The 19,813-nt window shown below is 73.1% G+C and carries 18 protein-coding genes; 14 read left to right on the top strand and 4 right to left on the bottom strand.

The genetic code is table 11. The annotated features are described in order from the left end of the window. The first annotated feature begins 197 nt into the window (after positions 1–197). On the top strand, positions 198–1,142 hold the full coding sequence (locus QUG98_RS08290; protein ID WP_289470074.1) for a J domain-containing protein: 945 nt from the start codon (positions 198–200) through the stop codon (positions 1,140–1,142). A gap of 18 nt (positions 1,143–1,160) precedes the next feature. Here the strand turns inward: QUG98_RS08290 and QUG98_RS08285 are convergent, their stop codons facing one another. Next, positions 1,161–1,523 (bottom strand): RNA-binding S4 domain-containing protein, encoded by a 363-nt coding sequence (locus QUG98_RS08285; RefSeq protein ID WP_289470073.1) that lies wholly within the window; start codon positions 1,521–1,523, stop codon positions 1,161–1,163. 50 nt (positions 1,524–1,573) lie between these two features. Here QUG98_RS08285 and QUG98_RS08280 point away from each other — a divergent pair, with 50 nt between their 5' ends. Together QUG98_RS08280 and QUG98_RS08275 are read left to right on the top strand one after the other, a co-directional pair. Beyond that, on the top strand, positions 1,574–1,834 hold the full coding sequence (locus QUG98_RS08280) for a hypothetical protein (RefSeq protein ID WP_289470072.1): 261 nt from the start codon (positions 1,574–1,576) through the stop codon (positions 1,832–1,834). A 74-nt stretch (positions 1,835–1,908) separates the two neighbouring features. Next, a complete protein-coding gene (locus QUG98_RS08275; RefSeq protein ID WP_289470071.1) occupies positions 1,909–3,066 on the top strand; it encodes a hypothetical protein in 1,158 nt (385 codons plus the stop codon). A 24-nt stretch (positions 3,067–3,090) separates the two neighbouring features. On the opposite strand, the gene QUG98_RS08270 is transcribed toward QUG98_RS08275, so the two are convergent. Further along, positions 3,091–4,632: a S1C family serine protease gene (locus QUG98_RS08270; protein WP_289470070.1), complete on the bottom strand. Its 1,542-nt coding sequence runs from the start codon at positions 4,630–4,632 to the stop codon at positions 3,091–3,093. A gap of 189 nt (positions 4,633–4,821) precedes the next feature. Here QUG98_RS08270 and QUG98_RS08265 point away from each other — a divergent pair, with 189 nt between their 5' ends. From QUG98_RS08265 to QUG98_RS08235, 7 genes are all read left to right on the top strand, one after another. Continuing rightward, positions 4,822–5,874, top strand: a complete 1,053-nt coding sequence (locus QUG98_RS08265; RefSeq protein ID WP_289470069.1) for a FecCD family ABC transporter permease — start codon at positions 4,822–4,824, stop codon at positions 5,872–5,874. Then, positions 5,871–6,851 carry a FecCD family ABC transporter permease gene (locus QUG98_RS08260; protein ID WP_289470068.1) on the top strand — a complete coding sequence of 327 codons (981 nt, stop codon included), beginning with the start codon at positions 5,871–5,873 and terminating at the stop codon, positions 6,849–6,851. Before QUG98_RS08265 ends, QUG98_RS08260 begins: the two co-directional genes overlap by 4 nt. Before the next feature lie 356 nt (positions 6,852–7,207). Next, a complete protein-coding gene (locus QUG98_RS08255) occupies positions 7,208–9,631 on the top strand; it encodes a glycosyltransferase family 2 protein (protein WP_289470067.1) in 2,424 nt (807 codons plus the stop codon). Further along, the gene (locus QUG98_RS08250; RefSeq protein ID WP_289470066.1) at positions 9,631–11,229 is read left to right on the top strand and encodes a chitinase; all 1,599 of its coding nucleotides are present in this window, start codon (positions 9,631–9,633) and stop codon (positions 11,227–11,229) included. The genes QUG98_RS08255 and QUG98_RS08250 overlap by 1 nt, the downstream gene beginning before the upstream one ends. Positions 11,230–11,420: 191 nt before the next feature. Next, positions 11,421–11,900 (top strand): FHA domain-containing protein, encoded by a 480-nt coding sequence (locus tag QUG98_RS08245; RefSeq protein WP_137767035.1) that lies wholly within the window; start codon positions 11,421–11,423, stop codon positions 11,898–11,900. Further along, positions 11,900–12,604, top strand: coding sequence for a transcriptional regulator FtsR (ftsR, locus tag QUG98_RS08240; protein WP_289470065.1), 705 nt, complete (start codon positions 11,900–11,902; stop codon positions 12,602–12,604). The genes QUG98_RS08245 and ftsR overlap by 1 nt, the downstream gene beginning before the upstream one ends. A gap of 199 nt (positions 12,605–12,803) precedes the next feature. After that, complete coding sequence (locus QUG98_RS08235; RefSeq protein WP_058729221.1) at positions 12,804–13,364, top strand: MerR family transcriptional regulator; 561 nt, start codon at positions 12,804–12,806, stop codon at positions 13,362–13,364. Positions 13,365–13,982: 618 nt separating this feature from the next. Here the strand turns inward: QUG98_RS08235 and QUG98_RS08230 are convergent. Next, entirely contained in the window at positions 13,983–14,795 is an 813-nt protein-coding gene (locus QUG98_RS08230; RefSeq protein ID WP_058729211.1) for a ParA family protein, read from the bottom strand. A 238-nt stretch (positions 14,796–15,033) separates the two neighbouring features. Between QUG98_RS08230 and QUG98_RS08225 the strand changes: the two genes are divergently transcribed. Together QUG98_RS08225 and QUG98_RS08220 are read left to right on the top strand one after the other, a co-directional pair. After that, on the top strand, positions 15,034–15,537 hold the full coding sequence (locus tag QUG98_RS08225; RefSeq protein WP_058729212.1) for a peptide deformylase: 504 nt from the start codon (positions 15,034–15,036) through the stop codon (positions 15,535–15,537). Between the two features lie 152 nt (positions 15,538–15,689). Next, positions 15,690–15,818 (top strand): hypothetical protein, encoded by a 129-nt coding sequence (locus QUG98_RS08220; protein ID WP_263480178.1) that lies wholly within the window; start codon positions 15,690–15,692, stop codon positions 15,816–15,818. Positions 15,819–15,928: 110 nt separating this feature from the next. Here the strand turns inward: QUG98_RS08220 and QUG98_RS08215 are convergent, their stop codons facing one another. After that, positions 15,929–17,776 carry an AMP-dependent synthetase/ligase gene (locus QUG98_RS08215; protein WP_289470063.1) on the bottom strand — a complete coding sequence of 616 codons (1,848 nt, stop codon included), beginning with the start codon at positions 17,774–17,776 and terminating at the stop codon, positions 15,929–15,931. Between the two features lie 254 nt (positions 17,777–18,030). Here QUG98_RS08215 and QUG98_RS08210 point away from each other — a divergent pair, with 254 nt between their 5' ends. Continuing rightward, positions 18,031–18,984, top strand: a complete 954-nt coding sequence (locus QUG98_RS08210) for an ROK family glucokinase (protein WP_289470062.1) — start codon at positions 18,031–18,033, stop codon at positions 18,982–18,984. 41 nt (positions 18,985–19,025) lie between these two features. Next, on the top strand, positions 19,026–19,748 hold the full coding sequence (locus tag QUG98_RS08205; RefSeq protein WP_289470061.1) for a lysophospholipid acyltransferase family protein: 723 nt from the start codon (positions 19,026–19,028) through the stop codon (positions 19,746–19,748). Positions 19,749–19,813: the final 65 nt, after the last annotated feature.

Below are 19,813 nucleotides of genomic sequence, written 5' to 3'. Positions count from 1 at the left end.
CCGCAGGACTCCGTCGAGTCATCGAGACGCCGCCGGATCCCGCGGCGTCTCGACCGGCGCGAGGCGTCTCGCGCAGACGCCGGCGTCTCGGCGTCTCGGCGACGAGACGCACGCGCCGGACGTGCACCGGGCCTCCCGGCAGCTCCCAGCGCGCACGCGGCGGACTCCGATGCTCCAGCGGGTAGGGTCGCAGGGCCATGACCGACAGCCCGGCCGACGCCACCCCGTACGAGGTCCTCGGCGTCCCCGCGACCGCCGACGACGACGAGCTCCGTCGCGCCTACCGCCGGGCCGCCCGCGAGACCCACCCGGACCTCGGCGGCGACGCCCGGCGCTTCCGCCAGGTGCAGATCGCGTGGGAGCGCATCGGGACCCCGGCCGCCCGGCGAGCCTACGACGCAGGCTCGCGTGCATCGGCACCGCGGACGGCGTCCGGTCCGTCCGGCTCGTCCGTCTGGTCGCACGACGACGGCGGCGGCTTCGCGCCCCCGACCGCCCGCCGCGACTCCCGGCCGCGTGCGCGCTCGCACGGCCACCCGGGCGGTCGCTCCCGAGAGGTCTTCCTGCAGGCCCAACGCGAGTGGGTCGGCCTCGGCGACCCGATCGAGGACCCGTACGACCCCGCGCTCGTCCGGTCGGCGCCTCGGCACATCCGGCGCCTGCTCGCCGAGGCACTGGCCGAGGAGGCGACGGCCGCGATCGTGTCGGAGATGGGCATCGGTGTGAGCGTCTGGCACGACCTCGACGCCGGCGCCGAGGGCAAGCTCGACCACGCCGTCCTCACCCCGACCGGACTCTGGGCCGTCGAGTCGATCGACTGGGGAGCACCCGTGCGGATCGAGCACGGGGAGATCGCCGGTGAGACCCTCGCGCCGGGGGAGCGCCCGGTCAAGGAGCTCGTCCGCGCCGCCCGGGCCGTCCAGAAGCAGACGCGCGTGAAGTTCACCGGGCGACTGATGGTCGTGCCGGACGCCGCCGTCGACGAGGACGTCCAGGTCGTCGGCCCGGCGCGGAAGCCCACCGCGCTCGTGGTCCGGCGGAGCGCCCTCGGGCAGGTCCTGAACGGGGTGTTCTCGCCGGAGGGCTCCGTCGACGTGTTCGAGATCCGCGACCGCCTGCAGCAGACCGTCCGCTTCGTCTGAGGCGCAGGACCCGGGGCGTCAGCGGCCGCGGAGCTTCTCGAGGTCGCGGCGCTCCCGCTTGCTCGGACGGCCGGCGCCGCGGTCGCGCGTCGGGACGGAACCGGCCTCCTCGCGGGGGAGCCGCGGCGGGGTGCGGTCCTCGAAGTGCTTCGCGGCCTCGGTCGCACTCGTGCGCTTGAGGATGATGCCCCGCACGACGACCACGCGGTCGAAGCCGTGCTGGCGGACCCGGACCTCGTCCCCGGGGGCGATCGGCTGCGCCGGCTTCGCGCGCTCGCCGTTCACCCGAACGTGGCCGGCCTTGCACGCGCTGGTCGCCGCGGAGCGGGTCTTCGTGATCCGCACCGCCCAGATCCAGCTGTCGACGCGTGCCTTCTCCATCCGCCCAGCCTAGGCGGACCGGTCCTGCGAGCAGGCCCTACGCTCGACCCGTGCAGGAACCGCGGCAGCAGGACGCCCTCGCCCGGGCACTGGCGCTCGGAGTGCTGTCCGACGCGGCGCTCGGCGACCGGCTCGTGGTGCGGGCGCGGCACGGGGACGGCGCGCAGGACGCCCTCGGCACGCTGACCGCACGCACCACCGACACGGTGACGATCGAGACGCGCCGGGGATCCCGCGAGGTCCGGCTCGCCGACGTCGTCGCGGCGAAGCCCGTGCCCCCGCCACCCCCGCCCCGACCTCGCCGGCCCTGACGCCGACCGCCGACGCCGCCGGTCACCGGCGAGCCGTCGGCGTCCCCGCAGCGGCCGCCACGTAGCCTCGACGCATGGCCGTCCCCGTCCCGCTCGGCACCGAGGACCGAACCTCCCGCCTCACCCTCCGCCGTCCCGACCGCTGGCGCCGCGAGGACGCCCCGCAGGCCGACCTCCGGCTGACCGGTGACGACGTGGTGCTGACCGTCCGCTCCCGTCCTTCGGAGCGCACGATCGCCGAGGAGCACACCAGCCTGCTCGAACGCCTGCCCGGCTCCGTCGAGGGGCTCCGGCTCCTCGGCTGCGACCCGTGGCCCGCCGCCGGAGCACCGGCCCGCCTGGTCGAGTACGTCCGCCCCCACGAGGAGGGCGACGTCACCGGCACGCACCTGCTCTTCGTCACCGGACGCCACCGTGTCGACCTCACCGTCGAGCGGCCGCTCACCCGGATGCTCGCCACCGACGACCTGGTGTCGAGCGTGCTCGAGTCCGTCCGCGCCACCGAGCCCGTGCCGTCCCGACCGCAGCGCGAGCTCGAGGCACTGCCGGTCGCCGCGCCGGAACCGCAGCTCGACGGGACGCACCTGGGGCCCGACGCGCTGACCACCCTGCGCAGCCTGGCCGGCCGCCGCTGGGACCCGATGCTCCTGCGCTCGCCCGCCGGTCGCAAACTCGTGCAGACCGGGCTCGTCGGACGCCTCGGGACGCTCCCGGAGGCCACCCAGGAGCTCCTGGCGCCCTGGACCGACGACACCCCGCCGATCACCCTGGAACAGCGGCTGCCCGATGGGCGGACCACGCGCCTCCAGGCCTGGTCGGAGACCGTCGTCGACGGGACGGACGAGACGGGCGGCACCGTCGCCCGGCTGCCGGTCGAGCGCGTGGTCGCGTTCGCGGCCGGGAGGCTCGGCATCCGCCCGTCGTGGACCTTCCCGTTCCGCACGGGGTCGGTCCGCGCGGACCTGCTGTCCCGCAGGACGGGTACCGCCGCGACCGCGCCGGACCTGCCGGCGGCCGTCGCCGATGCCGACCCGCGCCTGGCGCGCTTCTGGGCGGCACCGTGGACGGTCTCGTCGATCCGTCGGCCGGGGCGGCCGGTGCCGGTCGTCGTCGTGCACGCCCAGGGGATCGGGTTCGCGCGGGTCGGACGCACGGAGGCCGGGGAGACGGCCTTCCGGTCCGACTCCCCGGCCAACGTCTACCGGTCCCTCGTGCGGGCGTTGCTGGGCTGAGCCTGCTGCTGCTGCTGCTGCCCGTCAGGCGGCGGGGCCCGCGGTCAGCGTCACCGTCACGGTGTGCGCCGTGCCCGACGCGTCGGTGTACCCGACCTGCACGCGGTCGCCCACGGCGTGCGCGCGGATCGCCGCCGTCAGCGCATCGTTGCTCGAGACCGCCGTGCCGTCGAGGCTCGTGATCGTGTCACCGGCGACCAGACCCGCTGCCGCCGCACCCGAGCCGTCGACGGTCCCGGCGACCGGGACCCCCGCAGCGGTCTGCGACGTCGCCGTCGAGGCCACCTCGACCCCGAGGAACGCCGGCAGGCCGATCGTGATGGTGTCCGAGGACTCCCCGGCGAGGATCTTGTCCGCGATCGCCTTCGCCGTCGTGATCGGGATGGCGTACCCGGTGACCTCGGCCGAGCCGGACGACGCCGCGGTCGCCATGCCGACGACCTCGCCCTCGCTGTCCAGGACCGGCCCGCCCGAGTCGCCCGGCACGATCTGCGCGGCGACCTGGATGAGGCCCTGCAGCGACTCGGTGCCGGTGCCGGACTCGCTCTGCACCTGGATGTCCTGGTCGAGCGCGGTGACGGTGCCCGCGGCGGCGACGAGGTTGCCCGTGCCCTCCGCGTTGCCGACGTCGGTCACGGCGTCACCGGTGGACGGTTCGCCGTCGTCGTCGAGCGCCACCGTGGACAGGCCGGAGGCGTCCTGCAGCTTGAGCACGGCGACGTCGTGCGTGGCGTCGGTGCCGACGACCTCGGCCTGGTACTGCTTGCCGGTCGTCTCGTCGGTCACCGTGATGCTCGTGGCGCCCTGCACCACGTGGTTGTTCGTCAGGACGAAGCCGTCCGAGGTGAGGATCATGCCGGTGCCCGCGGCCTGCGACGAGGTGTCGTAGTTCAGCACGGTGTCGATCGTCACGACGCCCTTCTTCTGGGCGGTCGTCGCCGGGGTCGCGGCGGTCTGCGTCCCCGTGCCGCTGCCGCTGCCGCTGCTCCCGCTCCCGCTGCTGCCGTCGCGGCCCGAGCCGCTGCCGTACCCGGGGACGGTGAAGCCGTTCGTGCCGCCGGTCCCGCCGCTCGTGCCGGAGCCACCGCCGGGCAGCGTCGTCGTGCCCTGCGACTGGCTCGACGTGGTCGTCGTGCCGTGGGAGGACAGCCCGAGAGCGGTGCCGCCGGCCGCGCCGATGATCGCGAGTGCGGCGACACCCGAGCCGATGACGAGTCCGAGCCGCCGCGGGCGCTTCGCACCGGGGTGGTCCGCCGCCGCCGCGCCCGCGGTCCAGCCCCAGGGCGTGGAGCCGCCGGTGGTGGCTGCGTTCGTCGCGCCGTGGGCGGTCGTGCCGTGCGCGGTCGCGCCCTGGTGGGAGAGGCCGCCGAGGGCTGCGCTGCCGACCAGGTAGGGGCCGCGTCCGTCGGGCGTGTAGGCGTAGGGCCCCGAGCCGTCGGTGCCGTACAGCCACGGGCCGCTGCCGTCGAAGGCGTAGGCGGGGCGGAGGGTGTCGCGGTCGGCGTGCGGGGCCTCCCAGCCGGGGCGGTCGGTCGCGCGCTGGTCGTCGGCGGGGTTCTCGTTCATGGGTGCTCTCCGGTCGTCCCTCGACCACCCCGGGGGTGGCGGTGTGTTCCTCGACGACCCGGTCGGGCGTCGACGGAGACCAGTACAGGAGCCGAACCCATGACGACCCTATGAACGGACCCTGTGGCTGCTCCGGGCTTCCTCGGGGGCCGCCGTACGAGGTGCGGGATTAGGCTTGCCGCACCTCCCATGCGCGCGTCCTCACCCGTCACCCCCGCCGTCCGGCCCCGCCCGGCACCCGCCTCGCGGTCCCGTCTCGTCGGGGCGGCGCTGCTCGCGGTCGCCGTGCTCGTGGTCGCCGTCGCGCTCTCCGTGGCCTTCGGCTCGCGCCCGATCCCGCTCGGCACCGTGGTCGACGTCGTCCTGCACCCCGACCGGAACGACGACGTCGGGCTGATCGTCCTCGGCAACCGGGTGCCGCGCACGATCGTCGGCCTGCTCGCCGGTGCTGCGCTCGGGGTGGCCGGCGCCGTCATGCAGGGCGTGACCCGGAACCCGCTCGCCGACCCGAGCATCCTCGGCATCAACGCCGGAGCGGCCCTCGCCGTCGTCGTCGGCATCGCGGTGTTCGGCATCAGCGGGACGGCGGCCTACCTGCCCTTCGCCTTCGTCGGCGCCGGACTCGCGGCGCTGCTCGTCTACGGCATCGCGGCCGTCGCCCGCCGCGGCCTGTCACCGGTCGGGCTCGCCCTCGCCGGGGCGGTGGTCGCCGCCGCGCTGTCGTCGATCACGACCGCCGTGCTCGTGTCGAGCCAGAGCCTGCTCGACCAGCTCCGCTTCTGGCAGGTCGGCGCGCTCGCGGGGAAGGACCTCGGCACGGCCGGGGTCGTCGCGGTCCCGGTGCTCGTCGGGCTCGTCGTGGCCGCCGGACTCGGCCGCTCCCTGAACACCCTCGCCCTCGGGGACGAGCTGGCGGCCTCGCTCGGCCAGCGGGTCGTCCTCGTCCGCGTCGTGGGCGGGGTCGTGACGGTCCTGCTCGCGGGCTCCGCGGTGGCCGCCGCCGGACCGATCGCGTTCGTCGGCCTCGCCGTCCCGCACGCCGTCCGCCGACTGAGCGGACCCGACCAGCGCTGGACGATCCTCCTGTCCGCCCTCGTCGCACCCGCGCTCCTGCTCGTCGCCGACGTGATCGGACGTGTCGTCGCGTACCCGGGGGAGCTGCAGGTCGGCATCGTCACCGCCCTCATCGGTGCACCGGTCTTCATCTGGCTCGTCCGGTCGCGGGTGGTGACCGGACCGTGACCGCCCTCCGCCGCGAGCTCGTCGTCCTCGGCGCGGTGCTCGTGCTCCTGGTCGCCCTCGTGCTCGTCGGCCTCGGCGTGGGGGAGATCCCGCTCTCGCCGCTGCAGGTCGCCGGTGCACTGGTGGGCCACGGCGACACCGTCTCGGACTTCGTGATCGGGCAGCTCCGCGGGCCCCGGGTCGCCGGGGCGCTGCTCGTCGGGGCCGCGCTCGGTGCGGCCGGCGGCATCGTGCAGAGCGTCGTGCGCAACCCGATCGCGAGCCCGGACGTCATCGGCATCACCTCGGGCGCGAGCGCCTCGGGCCTGACCGCGATCGTGCTCTTCGGCGCGAGCGGCGGCGCGCTCTTCGGGTCCGTCGTGGTCGGAGCCGTGCTCGTGTCCGTCGTGGTCGCGGCGCTCTCGTGGCGCCGCGGGATCAACGGCAACCGCGTCGTCCTGGTCGGCATCGGGGTCGCCGCGATCTGCCTGAGCACCACCGGGTGGATGCTGACCGCCGGCACCGTGCAGCAGGCCGGCACCGCGCTCCTCTGGCTCTCCGGCAGCCTGAACGCCGTCGACCGGACGCTCGTCGGCATCCTCGCCGTCGCCGTCGTCGTGCTCCTGGCCGCCGCGCTCGCGCAGTCCCGGCGGCTGACGGTCCTCGCGCTCGGCGACGAGGTCGCGGCCGCCCTGGGCCTCCGGCCCGACCGGGCGAAGGTGCTCCTGCTGCTCACCGCCGTGGGGCTGACCGCGGGGGCGGTGGCGACCGCCGGGCCGGTCGCCTTCGTCGCGCTGATGGCCGCCCCGATCGCACGCCGTCTCGTCGGCAACGGTCGCGTCGCGCTCGGGGTGGTCGCGGCCGTCGGCGCGGTCGTCACGCTCGCGAGCGACCTGGTGGCGCAGTTCGCGATCCCCGGCAACGCACTGCCGGTCGGGGTGGTCACGGGCGTCGTGGGGGCGCCGTACCTGCTCTGGCTGCTCGCACGCGGGCGGTAGCGGCGCCGCGCGAGCCCGGGCGGAGCCCTCGGGAAGGAACGGGCGTCCGTGGCGGACGGGAGGCACGGGGCGGGCCGGTGCCGCGCCTCCCGTCCGTCGGGTGCTGCCGTCGCTCCGTGCCGCCCGGCAGCGCTCGGCCGGGTACCGGCCCGGCCGCGCCCTGCGGCCCGTGCGGGGAGCCGCGTGCGGCCCACGCGATGCCGCACCCCGCTGCGTGATCCCGCACACAACCGCCCCGACCCCCCGTTCGGGTGTCGGCGCCCGCGCCGATCCCTCGTACCGTCGTCCCGACCGACCGGACACCCGACAGCGCCCGACCCGACGGAGCGCTGGTCCGTGAGGAACGAAGGACTGCCATGCCTGATCTGCCCGCCGGCGCACCGACGCGCCGTCGTCAGTGGGGTGCCGAGCGCCGGACCCGTCCGCTCGACACCCTGCACGCCCGCCCCTCCGACCGGAAGCTCGTCTCCGGGCGGGTGGCGATCATCCTGACCATCGCCTTCTGGCTGGCGTACGTCGTCTACACCGTGATCCGCCAGTTCCTCGACTACGGCACCGAGAGCTTCCGCTTCACCACCGAGGCGATCTCGTACCTCGTGGTGGTGACCTTCCTCACGTTCTCGGCGCTCATGCACCTGGTCGCCCGCCAGGGTGCGATGGAGCGCTTCGCGGCCCACGTGCGGGTCCCGCGCGCCGAGCTCGACCGGCACTTCGCGACCGGCCATGACGCACCGATGACCGTCCTCGTGCCGAGCTACGCCGAGGAGCCGGACGTCGTCGCGACCACCCTCTGGTCGGCGGCGCTGCAGGAGTACCCGTCGCTGCGGGTCGTCCTGCTGGTCGACGACGCGCCCTTCCCGACCGACCCGGAGACGCTCGACAGGCTCGACCGCACCCGCGCGGTGGCCGGTCGCATCCAGGCGCAGCTCGAGGCGCCCTCGCGCCGCTTCCAGGAGGCGTTGTTCTCCGCCGAGGTCGAGGCGGACGCGGCACCGTTCGCCAGCACGCACGCGCTCCGGACCCTCGTCGAGCACCACCGGTGGGCCGACGCGTGGCTCCGCCGGAACGCCCGCGAGCACGAGGTCGCCGACCACGTCGACCGGTTCTTCCACGACCAGGTGCTCGTCGGGCTCGCGGACGAGTTCCGCCTGACCGCCGAGGCGCTCGAGGCCGCGATCGCCGACGCCGTCGCCCTCGGTCAGGACTTCAGCGAGGTGACCTCCGCCCGGGCGCTCGAGCTGCAGCGCCGGCTCGCCTGGACCTTCACGGCCGAGCTCACGACCTTCGAGCGCAAGCGGTACGTGAACCTGTCCGACGAGGCCAACAAGGCGATGAACCTCAACGCGTACATCGGCCTGATGGGCGGGGCGTACGCGTTCGACGAGACCGCGTCCGGCACCGTCCTGCGCACCGTCGCCGACCCGGCCGCCGCCGACCTCGTGGTGCCGGCCTCCGACTACCTCCTGACGCTCGACGCCGACTCCGTGCTGCTGCGCGACTACTGCCTGCGCCTGGTCTACTTCCTCGAGCAGCCGGAGAACGCCCGGGTCGCGGTGACGCAGACCCCGTACTCGTCCTTCCGCGGAGCCGCCACGCGCATCGAACGGCTCGCGGGTGCCACCACCGACATCCAGCACATCCTGCACCAGGGGATGTCCCGGTACGACGCCACCTTCTGGGTCGGGGCGAACGCCGTGATCCGCACGCAGGCGCTCCGCGACATCGAGGAGGTCGAGACCGTCGGCGGCTTCGAGGTGAAGCGCTACGTGCAGGACCGCACCGTGATCGAGGACACCGAGTCGAGCGTCGACCTGGGCATGCACGGCTGGACGCTCGTCAACTACCCGGAGCGCCTGTCCTACAGCGCAACGCCGCCGGACTTCGGGTCGCTCGTCGTCCAGCGCCGACGCTGGGCGAACGGCGGTCTCCTCATCCTGCCGAAGTACGTGCGGCAGGTCCGCGAACGCCGGGCCCGTGGCGAGCGGGTGGGTCTCGTCGAGATGGCGCTGCGCGTCAACTACATGGCGTCGATCACCTGGGCGTCGTTCGGGCTCGTCTTCCTGCTCGCGTACCCGTACGACTCGCGCCTGCTCAGCCCGATGGTGCTCCTCGCCGCGCTGCCGTACTTCTGGCTGCTGTCGAGCGACCTGCGGTACTGCGGGTACAAGCGCACCGACGTCCTCCGCATCTACGGCTTCAACCTGATCCTGACCCCGGTGAACGTCGCGGGCGTGCTCAAGAGCATCCAGCAGGCGCTGACGGCCAAGAAGATCCCGTTCGCCCGGACGCCCAAGGTGCGGGACCGCACCGCATCGCCGGCGCTCTACGTGCTCGCGCCGTACGCGATCGTGGCGTTCTCGGTCTTCACCTTCGTCCGCGACTACGGCGCGCAGAACTGGGGGAACGCGGTCTTCGCCGCCTTCAACGCCCTGCTCGCCACCTACGCGATCGTCGCCTACATCGGCGTGTGGAACTCCGTGGTCGACGTCTGGCTGTGGGCCACCCGGTGGATGTACTACGACCCCTCGGCGCGCGCGGCCCGTCGTGCGGCCCGTCGCGCCACCCGCGCGGAGCGTCGTCACGGACGTCGTCGTCACGGGGTCGGTCCGGTCCCGGAGCCGGTCAGCGAGGACTGGCACGCGGTCCTCTACTTCGGCCACGGCGGCGGCAACCTGCCCGTGCGCCACGACGCCGACGTCGTCGGTGCGACCGGCGCCCGCCCGGTCGCGTCCACCGGGGCCGGCGCGACCGGCCCCCAGCAGGAACGGAGCGCAGCCTGATGTCGACGACGAGACGACTCTCCCCGGTCCGGGTCACCATCGCGGTCGTGGTCGCCGCCGCCGTCGCCGTCGCCGGGTACGCCGGCTTCGACCGCTGGCACGCCGCGCAGGCGACCGAGCGGCAGCCGGCGTGGTTCGGCGCCTACACGGACGTCACCGCGACGCCGGCCTTCGCGTTCGAGGACGTCAAGTCGGCGAAGGGACGCAACGTCGTGCTGTCCTTCGTCGTCGCGGACCACGACGACGCCTGCTCGCCGACGTGGGGGTCCTACTACTCGCTGCAGGGCGCGGCGGACCAGCTCGACCTCGACCGCCGTGTCGCCCGCCTGCAGCAGCAGCACGGCGAGGTCGGGGTGTCGTTCGGCGGCCTGGCGAACGACGAGCTCGCCACCACCTGCACGAACGGGTCCGACCTGCTCGGCGCCTACCGCCAGGTCGTGGAGCGCTACGACCTGTCGACCGTCGACTTCGACGTCGAGGGTGACGACCTGACGAACCACGCCGCGGGGGAGCGCCGGGCGAAGGCGGTCGCGGCGCTGCAGGAGCAGCGTCGGGCGGCCGGACACCCGCTCGCGGTGTGGCTCACCCTGCCGGCCGCGCCCTCCGGGCTGACGTCCGACGGGACGACCGCGGTGTCGCAGTTCCTCGCCGCCGGCGTGGACCTCGCCGGCGTGAACGCCATGACGATGGACTACGGCGAGGCGAAGGGCTCCAGCCAGAGCATGTACTCCGCGTCGGTCCAGGCGCTGCAGGAGGTCCAGCGCCAGCTCGGCGTCCTGTACCAGCGCGCGGGCACGCCCCTCGGCGACGGCACGCTCTGGCACAAGGTCGGCGCGACCCCGATGATCGGGCAGAACGACGTCCGCGACGAGGTCTTCTCGCTGAGCGACGCCCGGAAGCTCAACACCTGGGCGCGTGACCGCGGGCTGGGGCGGATGTCGATGTGGTCACTGAACCGGGACACCACCTGCGGCTCGAACTACGTCAACCTGTCGACCGTCTCGAACTCGTGCTCCGGCATCGACCAGCACGGACTGCTGTTCGCCGACGTGCTCGGCAAGGGCTTCACCGGCGGGATCGTCGCGGCGGCGTCCGACGTCACCGAGGCCGAGCCGTCGGCGACCGAGCAGCCCACCGACGACCCGAAGACCAGTCCGTACCCGGTCTGGGACCAGGACGCCTCGTACCTCGAGGGCACGAAGGTCGTGTGGCACCACAACGTCTACGAGGCGAAGTGGTGGACCTCGGGCGACCTGCCCGACGACCCGGTGCTCAGCGCCTACGAGACCCCGTGGCAGATCATCGGACCGGTCCTGCCGGGGGAGAAGCCCGTGCAACCGCTCACCCTGCCCGCCGGCTCCTACGCCGCGTGGTCCGGCACGGCGCAGTACGACACGGGTGCGCGCGTGCTCTTCCACGGGATCCCGTACCAGTCGAAGTGGTGGAACACCGGCGACAGCCCCGAGGCGTCGACGAGCGACCCGGACGGGTCGCCCTGGGTGCGGCTGAAGGACGCCGAGGTGCGCCGGATCCTCGACGCACTCGCGTCCGGCCAGCCGGCCCCGACCGCGACGGCGACGCCGACTCCGGCACCCTGATCGCACACCACGCGACCCGTCTTCGGTCTGGAGGCGCGGTGCGGGTCCGCCCCGCGCCTCCCGTCCGTCGGCTGGGTCGCCTCGGTGCGTTCGCTGTGCGCGTGCTGTCGAGTTCTCCCCAGCCCCGTTCGGGGCTCCCGCGAGGTCACCCGTTTCCGATACGCTGGTGCGCCAAGAGGAGGAGGTCCACGATGCCAGAGCCAGTGGCCCCGCAGCCGGGCGGTCAGAAGACTCCGGAACAGCGGCTGGTCGACACCACCCTGACCTTCAGCATGGACATGGGAGCGGCCCTCACGGCCGAGTCCGGTGTCTCGACCGAGGAGCGCGAGGCGATCAACGCCCTGCCCTCCGGTTCGGCGTTGCTGGTGGTCCGTCGTGGCCCGAACGTCGGCGCGCGGTTCCTCCTCGACTCGGACGTCACGACGGCCGGGCGGCACCCCGCCGCGGACATCTTCCTCGACGACGTCACGGTCTCCCGGAAGCACGCCCAGTTCCTGCGCCACGGCACCGCCTTCAGCGTCAAGGACAACGGCTCCCTGAACGGCACCTACTTCGACGGCGTCCGCATCGACGAGGCGCTGCTCACCGACGGTGCCGAGGTGCAGGTCGGCAAGTTCCGCCTGACGTTCTACGCATCCCGGGTCGACCTGGCGCGCCTGGCGACCGCGTAGTGGCTGCGCGGTCCGCCGCAGTACGGGCCGGCGCTGCGGTACCGGACCTGCTCACCATCGGGCAGGTCATCGCCCGGTTGAAGCCCGAGTTCCCCGACCTGTCGAGCTCGAAGCTCCGCTTCCTCGAGGAACGCGAACTCGTGACGCCGATCCGGACCGCCAGCGGCTACCGGAAGTTCTCGGCCGCCGACGTCGAGCGGCTGCGGATCGTGCTCGGGCTGCAGCGCGACCACTACCTGCCGCTCAAGGTCATCAAGGACTACCTCGCGGACCTCGATGCCGGTCGCGAGCCGTTCCTGCCCGGTGGTGGGGACGCGCCGAAGCCGTCGATCCTCGGTCGCGAGCGCCGGTACACCCGCGACGAGACGGTCCGAGCGGCGGGCGCCTCGCCGATGCTCCTGACCGATGCGGTCTCGGCGTCGCTGCTCCCCGCCGCGGACACGTACGGCGACGACGCCGTGGCCGTGCTGAAGGCCCTGGTCGAACTGCAGCGCACCGGGATCGAGCCGCGGCACCTGCGCACGATGCGCGGTGTCGTCGAGCGCGAGGTCGGGTTGATCGAGTCCGCACTCATGCCGGTGTCCCGGCGAGGCGACGCCACGTCGCGTGCCAAGGCGACGGAGCTCGCGCGTGAGATCGCCGGTCAGCTCGAGGTCGTCCGGTCCAATCTGGTCCGCGCCGCGATCGGCCGCCTCGACGCATGACCCGTCGTCGGTCGGTGGTCGGGGCAGGGGTGACCCCTGTCGGCCGTCGGTGGTCGGGGCGTATCCTCGACACGCCGGACGCGCCGGTGCGGATGTGCCGGGTAGACCGTGCCCGAGTCGCTACCGTGGACCTCGGAACAACTCTCAACCCGTCGTTGAACCTTCTGGTGGGAGCTCGAACGTCGTGGAAGGCATGCACATGAGTGGGACTGACACCCCCGGTACCGAGTCCGAGATGACTCGGTACGACCTCGGCCTGCTCTTCACCGACGGCCTCCCCGAGCACGACGAGCAGAACGGCTACCGCGGCACCGTCGCCGCCCGTGCAGCCGGCATCTCCTACCGCCAGCTCGACTACTGGGCCCGGACCGAACTCGTGCAGCCGACCATCCGTGGCGCTGCCGGCTCGGGCTCGCAGCGGCTCTACGGCTTCCGCGACATCCTCGTCCTCAAGCTCGTCAAGCGCCTCCTCGACACCGGCATCTCGCTCCAGCAGATCCGCACCGCCGTGAACCAGCTCCGCGAGTCCGGGGTGTCCGACCTGGCCCAGACGACGCTGATGTCCGATGGGGCGTCGGTCTACCTGTGCACCTCCGACGACGAGGTCATCGACCTGGTGTCCCGCGGCCAGGGCGTGTTCGGCATCGCCGTCGGCAAGGTCCTGCGCGAGGTCGAGAGCTCCCTGGTCGAGCTCGACGCCACCCCGGCGGCCGACCCTGACGACGAGCTCGCCGCGCGCCGGGCCTCCCGCGCGTCGTAGTCGCCCCGCGCGCTCCCGCGCGCTCCCGCTCGCTCCCGCTCAGCACGCTTCCTCGGGCGCCCGGCAACTGCGCGCTGCTCGGCACCGCCGACAGGGCGCGCACGAGTGTGCACGATCGGTGACGCTCACGCCGTCTGACGACGGGTCACACCCGCTCGGTGTCCGACGCGTGGCATGTCCTGTCCACTCGCCGATGCCGCCCGATCGTCGACCGTCAACCGTCGACCGCCAGTTCCGGTTGCACGACCTGCCGCCCGCGTCCGGACGACCGCCAGTTCCGGTTGCACGACATGCCGCCTGCGTCCGCTGAGGTCGCACGACCTGCCGCTCAGCTTCCGATGCGACGGCATGTCGTGCGACCAGGACGCGAGTGCGGGAGCGCTGGTCGACGATCACCGACCGTCGATCGACCGGCGCGGACCGCCAGCCGACGTCCACTGTTCGCCAGACGTCGAGCGCCGACGCCCGGATCGTCGCCAGCTCCGGTCGCACGACCTGCCGCCTGCGTCCGCTGAGGTCGCACGACCTACCGCTCAGCTTCCAATGCGACGGCATGTCGTGCGACGAGAACGGGCCGGGCCCTGCGCCAGGCCGGGCCCTGCGCCAGGCAGGGCAGACCTAGGCGGCGCCACCCTCGGCGTAGGGGCCGATCTTGCCCGTGCGCATGATGCGCTCGAGCAGCTGGTCGAAGTTCTTCGCCATCTCCTGCGCGGACTCGCCCGGCCACACGTGCAGGGGCTTCGCCGCACCCTGCGCCTGCTGGAGCGACGTGCGCTCGGGCAGCTGCGGCGAGAGCACGAGCGGCCCGAACATGTCCCGGAGCTCCTTGATGCGGAACTGGTGCTCGAGCGACTGCACGCGCGCCCGGTTCACGATGATGCCGAGCGGCTGCAGCCGGGGGGAGAGGCCTCGGCGGATCTCCTCGATCGCGCGGAGGGCACGGTCGGCGGCGGCCACGGAGAACAGACCCGGCTCGGTGACGACGGTCACGCGGTCCGACGCTGCCCAGGCGGTGCGGGTGAGGGCGTTCAGCGACGGCGCGCAGTCGATGAGCACGAGCTCGTAGTCCTGCTCGACGTTGGCCAGCGCCTCCTCGAGCTTCCAGATGTCCCGGATGGAGGGGTGCGGCCCGTCGAAGTTGATCGCCGAGGGGGAGCCGACGAGCACGTCGACCTTGCCCTGCGACCCCTTCGTCCACCCGGACGGCGCGATCGCCTGACGGACGATCTTCTCCTTCGGGTTCTCGAGGACGTCGGCGACGTTGAGGTGGCCGGAGATGTCGATGTCGAGGCCCGTGGAGACGTCGGACTGCGGGTCGAGGTCCACCACCAGCGTGCGCAGTCCCTTGGCGAACGCGGCCGAAGTCAGGCCGAGCGTCACCGTCGTCTTGCCGACACCACCCTTGAGGGAGCTCACGCTGAGTACATGCACGGTGAGCCACGTTACCGCCAGTAGGGTTGTGACACCTCAACCCGGGCTGAAAGGGACGTCGTGTCCAGCAAGATCTCGGTCGCGGACCGCGGCGGGATCGCCCTGCACCCGTCCCGAGTCGCACCGTCCTCCGGTGCGGCGGTGCCCGAGGTCGCCGTCGGTGACGCCGTCGGCCGTCCCGCGATCCCGGCGTCCCAGCAGGTGGACGCCGCCGACCTCCTGGTGGTGTTGCAGTACCGTGACCGTCCGTCCCATCCGCCTGTTCGGCGACCCCGTCCTCCGTTCCCCGGCGGACCCGATCGCGCCCGGAGCGCTCGGCTCCCAGGGCGTCCGTGACCTCGTGCAGGACCTCCTCGACACCGTGCGGGAACCCGGCCGAGCCGGCGTGGCCGCGCCGCAGATCGGGGTCGGCCTGCGCGCGTTCTCGTACAACGTCGACGGCGAGGTCGGGTACGTGCTCAACCCCGAGGTCGTCGAGGTCCGTGGCGAGGTCGAGCTGATGGACGAGGGCTGCCTGTCGGTGCCCGGCCTGTCCTACCCGACGCCGCGTTCCCCGTACGCGAAGGTCCGCGGCGTCGACGTCGACGGGGCCGAGGTCGTGCTCGAGGGCACCGGGCTGATGGCCGAGGCACTGCAGCACGAGGTCGACCACCTCGACGGCACGGTCTACGTGATGACCCTCGATCCCGAGGTCCGCCGCGGGGCGCTCCGCGACATCCGCGCGCAGGCCTGGTTCCACTGAGCGCGAGCGTCCCGAACGCAACCGGACGAGCCGCTCTCGGCGAACAGGGCGTGACACCCCTTCGAGGGATTGTCCGGACATCCCGACCACGAGGTACCGTGTCCGCGTCGGCTTCCCACCGACGCGCATCCCACACCCTCAGGACACCCAGCATGACCGTTCAGAACGACGAGCTCAGCTCGCACCGCACCCGCACCAACCGCCGCCCGGACCCCGCACCGACGACGTCGTCGGTCGCCGTCCTCGACGCACCGGAGGTGCAGCAGGCCCCGGAGGCCTGAGCCGGCGTGCGGTCGCGTCCCGACGACGGGTCGCGCCCCGCGCGCACACGACACACGGGAGGCCCGGTGTCGGTCCGTCGGACCGGCACCGGGCCTCCCGTCCGTCGTCCCTACGCGCGGTTCCGTCGACGGGACGCGACCACCGGGGTGGCCGTGGTCTGGACCTTCGAGCCCGAGTAGATGTGCTCCACGTCCGCGGCGAAGTCCCGCAGGACCACCGCGCGCTTGATGGTCAGCTTGGGCGTGAGGTGCCCCGACGCCTCCGTCAGCTCGGTGTCGACGATCGTGAAGGACCGCACCGACTCGGCACGGGAGACACGCTGGTTGGCGGTGTCCACGGCCTCCTGCACGGCGGCGTGCACGCGCTCGTCGTACGCTGCCGCGCGCGGGGTGAGCGCGGGGGAGATCCCGCGGGCCTCGCACCAGCCGGGCAGCATCTCGCGGTCGAGCGTGACGAGTGCCGCGACGAAGGGCTTGCCCTCGCCGACGACCACGACCTGCCCGACCAGCGGGTGCTCGCGGATGCCGTCCTCCAGTGGCGCCGGCGCGACGTTCTTGCCGCTCGCCGTGACGATGAGCTCCTTCGCCCGACCGGTCACGGTGAGCACGCCGTCGGCGTCGAGCCGGCCGAGGTCACCGGTGCGGAACCAGCCGTCGGCGAAGGCCTTCGTCGTCGCCTCGTCGTTGTGCCAGTAGCGGTCGAACACGTCGACACCGCGGATCAGGATCTCGCCGTCGTCGGCGATGCGCACGTCCACGCCGGGGAGCGCGCGCCCCACCGTCCCGATCCGCAGCTCGTGCGCCCGGTTCACGGTCGCGGGTGCCGTCGTCTCGGTCAGCCCGTAGCCCTCGAGGATGTGGACCCCGATCGAGCGGAAGAAGTGCGAGAGGCGGGGGGAGAGCGGTGCGGACCCGCTGATCGCGTACTGCACGCGGCCGCCGATCGCGTCGCGGAGCTTGGCGTAGACGAGCCTGTCGAACAGGGCGAACCGGAGCTTCAGGCCGAGCGGCACCCGTCCGGCGGCGACGGCCTCGGAGTGCGCGACCGCGACGTCGGCGGCGGCCCGGAAGATCCTCCCCTTGCCACCGAGGTCCGCCTTCTGCTCCGCCGAGTTGTAGATCTTCTCGAACACGCGGGGGACGGCGAGCAGGAAGGTCGGTCGGAACGTGGAGACCGCGCGCATCAGGTCGCGGGTGTCCGGCTCGTGCCCGACCAGCACGCCGGTCGAGATCGACATGACGGCGATGAAGCGGGCGAACACGTGGGCCATCGGGATGAAGAGCAGGGTGGAGGACCCCTCGGCGACGACCTCGGGCATGGCCTCGGTGGCGCCCTCGACCGTGCCGGTGAAGTTGTCGTGGCGGAGGACGCAGCCCTTGGGACGCCCCGTCGTGCCCGAGGTGTAGATGATCGTCGCGTCGTCGTGGCCGTGCACGTCGGCCGTCCGGGCGTCGAGCTCGGCGTCGCTGACGGTTTCGCCGAGCCGGACCAGGTCGTCCAGTCCACCGCCGTCGATCGTCCAGTGCTGACCGAGGTGCGGCAGGTCCGGGGCGACGGAGGCCACCCGGCGGGCGTGCTCCTCCTGCTCGACCACGATCGCCACGGTCTCGGAGTCGGACAGGATCCAGCGGACCTGGTCGGGCGAGCTCGTCTCGTACACGGGTACGGACACGAGCCCGGCGGTCCAGACGGCGAAGTCGACGAGCGTCCACTCCATCCGGGTGCGGGACAGGATCGCGACGTGCGCGCCCGGCTCGAGCCCGGCGGCGACGAACCCCTTCGCGATGCCGCGCACGCGTGCGAGCGTGTCGGCGGCGCTGACCGTCGTCCACGTGTCGCCGTGCCGCTGGGCGAGGATCGGCCGGTCGGGCGAGCGACGGGCCCGGTCGGAGAGCAGCCGCGCGGCGGAGCCGTGGTCGGGTGCGGGGATGGGTGCGGACTGCCGCTGATCGTTCACGGTTGACTCCCTCGTCGGCCGGTTCGACACGAGGACGCCTCGACGATGAGACGTCACCGTCAGCATACGGGCGCGGGACCGCGGGACGGAGGGGGAGCGGCCGGGTTCGCAGCACCTCGTCAGCCGTCGGGCGGCCCGGGCGTGCGTCGGACCCGGTCGCCGGGGCCGGGCCGTCGACCGGGCCGGTCGTCGACCGGCTCGGCCGTCGGCCGGGCGTTCGGCGTCGCCACGCGGAGACGGTAGGCTCGACGCTCGTGCATGCCATCGGAATCGACATCGGGGGCACCAAGATCGCGGGAGCGGTCGTCTCGGAGCTCGGCGAGATCCTCGCCGAGGACCGCGTCGCCACCAACGCGGCGGACCCGGACGCCATGCTCGACGACGTCGTGACGATGGTCACGCGTCTGCGAGCCGCCCACGACGTGGGAGCGGTCGGAGTCGCGGCACCCGGGTTCATCGACGCCTCGCAGTCGATCGTCTACTACACGCCGAACATCCGGTGGCGGAACGAGCCCCTGCGACAGAAGCTCCAGGAGCGCCTCGGCGACCTGCACATCACCGTCGACAACGACGCGAACGCGGCCGGTTGGGCGGAGTTCCGCTTCGGTGCCGGGCGGCTCGTGTCCGACATGACCATGCTCACGATCGGCACCGGCGTCGGCGGTGCGATCGTCACCGAGGACCGGCTCTTCCGCGGCGGCTTCGGCACGGGCGGCGAGATCGGCCACCTGCGGATCGTCCCGAACGGCCTGCCCTGCGGCTGCGGCGCGCGCGGCTGCATCGAGCAGTACGGCTCCGGCCGTGCCCTGCAGCGCATGGCGAACGACGTGGCCGACGCCGGTGGCATCGGGTCGGCGCTCGCGGACGCCCGCGAGCAGAACGGCGGCCAGCTCGACGGGAAGATCGTCGGCGACCTGATCCTGGCCGACGACCCCGGGGCCCTCGCGGCGCTCCGTCGCCTCGGTCGGCACCTCGGCGAGGCGTGCGCCTCGCTGTCCGCCGTCCTCGACCCGCAGCTGTTCGTCTTCGGTGGCGGGGTCGCGAGCGCCGGGGACCGGTTGCTCGAGCCGATCAAGCAGGCGTACCTGGGCAACCTGCCGGCCCGCGGCTACCACCCCGAGCCCGACTTCGTGATCGCTGAGCTCGTGAACGACGCCGGTGTCGTCGGCGCCGCCGACCTCGCCCGCATCCACGCCCGCACGGCGTAGGGTCACCCCGACGGTACGCGCGTCCCGAACTGGAGTCGACGATGACCTACTGGCTGCTCAAGAACTTCCTGCTCGGCCCGCTCATCCTCACCCTCTTCCGGCCGTGGGTCGTCGGCCGTGAGCACGTGCCCGCGAAGGGGCCGGTGATCTTCGCGTCGAACCACATCTCGTTCATCGACTCGGTGATCCTGCCGGCGGTGCTCGACCGACGGATCTCGTTCCTGGCGAAGAGCGACTACTTCACCGGCCGCGGTCTCAAGGGCTGGGCGACGAAGACGTTCTTCAACGCGATCGGACAGCTGCCGATCGACCGCTCCGGCGGCAAGGCGTCCGAGGCCTCGCTCCGCACCGGGCTCCAGGTCCTGGCGCGCGGCGAGCAGCTCGGCATCTACCCCGAGGGCACCCGGAGCCCGGACGGCAAGCTCTACCGCGGCCGCACCGGCATCGCCCGGATGATCCTCGAGGGCCGGGTGACCGTCGTGCCGGTCGCGATGATCGGGACCCGCGAGGTGCAGCAGATCGGGCAGAAGTTCCCGAAGTTCAAGCGCGTGGGCGTCGTCTTCGGCAAGCCGCTCGACTTCTCGCGCTTCGAGGGGTTCGAGACCGACCGCTTCATCCTGCGGAGCGTCACCGACGAGGTCATGCACGAGCTCGCCGGGGTGAGCCGCCAGGAGTACGTCGACGTCTACGCGACGAGCGTCAAGGAGCGTGCCAGCAGCGCGCGCGAGCAGGTCATGAAGGACCGCCGGACGCCGACGGCCTGACGGACGGCCGTCGCCACCGCCACCGCTGCCGCGTCACGCGTCACGCGGGAGCGGGCCGTCCTGCC

Source organism: Curtobacterium subtropicum (assembly GCF_030362975.1).
In the GTDB taxonomy this organism is placed as follows: domain Bacteria; phylum Actinomycetota; class Actinomycetes; order Actinomycetales; family Microbacteriaceae; genus Curtobacterium; species Curtobacterium subtropicum.
The sequence above is the reverse complement of the archived record's forward strand: the minus strand, read 5'-3'. Positions and strand labels throughout refer to the sequence as shown.

What these genes read in the sequence shown, in the direction of transcription:
- QUG98_RS08290 (WP_289470074.1), top strand. Translation starts at nt 198, where the DNA reads ATGACCGACAGCCCGGCCGACGCCACCCCGTACGAGGTCCTCGGCGTC.
- QUG98_RS08285 (WP_289470073.1), bottom strand. Translation starts at nt 1,523, where the DNA reads ATGGAGAAGGCACGCGTCGACAGCTGGATCTGGGCGGTGCGGATCACG.
- QUG98_RS08275 (WP_289470071.1), top strand. Translation starts at nt 1,909, where the DNA reads ATGGCCGTCCCCGTCCCGCTCGGCACCGAGGACCGAACCTCCCGCCTC.
- QUG98_RS08270 (WP_289470070.1), bottom strand. Translation starts at nt 4,632, where the DNA reads ATGAACGAGAACCCCGCCGACGACCAGCGCGCGACCGACCGCCCCGGC.
- QUG98_RS08265 (WP_289470069.1), top strand. Translation starts at nt 4,822, where the DNA reads ATGCGCGCGTCCTCACCCGTCACCCCCGCCGTCCGGCCCCGCCCGGCA.
- QUG98_RS08255 (WP_289470067.1), top strand. Translation starts at nt 7,208, where the DNA reads ATGCCTGATCTGCCCGCCGGCGCACCGACGCGCCGTCGTCAGTGGGGT.
- QUG98_RS08250 (WP_289470066.1), top strand. Translation starts at nt 9,631, where the DNA reads ATGTCGACGACGAGACGACTCTCCCCGGTCCGGGTCACCATCGCGGTC.
- QUG98_RS08245 (WP_137767035.1), top strand. Translation starts at nt 11,421, where the DNA reads ATGCCAGAGCCAGTGGCCCCGCAGCCGGGCGGTCAGAAGACTCCGGAA.
- QUG98_RS08235 (WP_058729221.1), top strand. Translation starts at nt 12,804, where the DNA reads ATGAGTGGGACTGACACCCCCGGTACCGAGTCCGAGATGACTCGGTAC.
- QUG98_RS08220 (WP_263480178.1), top strand. Translation starts at nt 15,690, where the DNA reads ATGACCGTTCAGAACGACGAGCTCAGCTCGCACCGCACCCGCACCAAC.
- QUG98_RS08205 (WP_289470061.1), top strand. Translation starts at nt 19,026, where the DNA reads ATGACCTACTGGCTGCTCAAGAACTTCCTGCTCGGCCCGCTCATCCTC.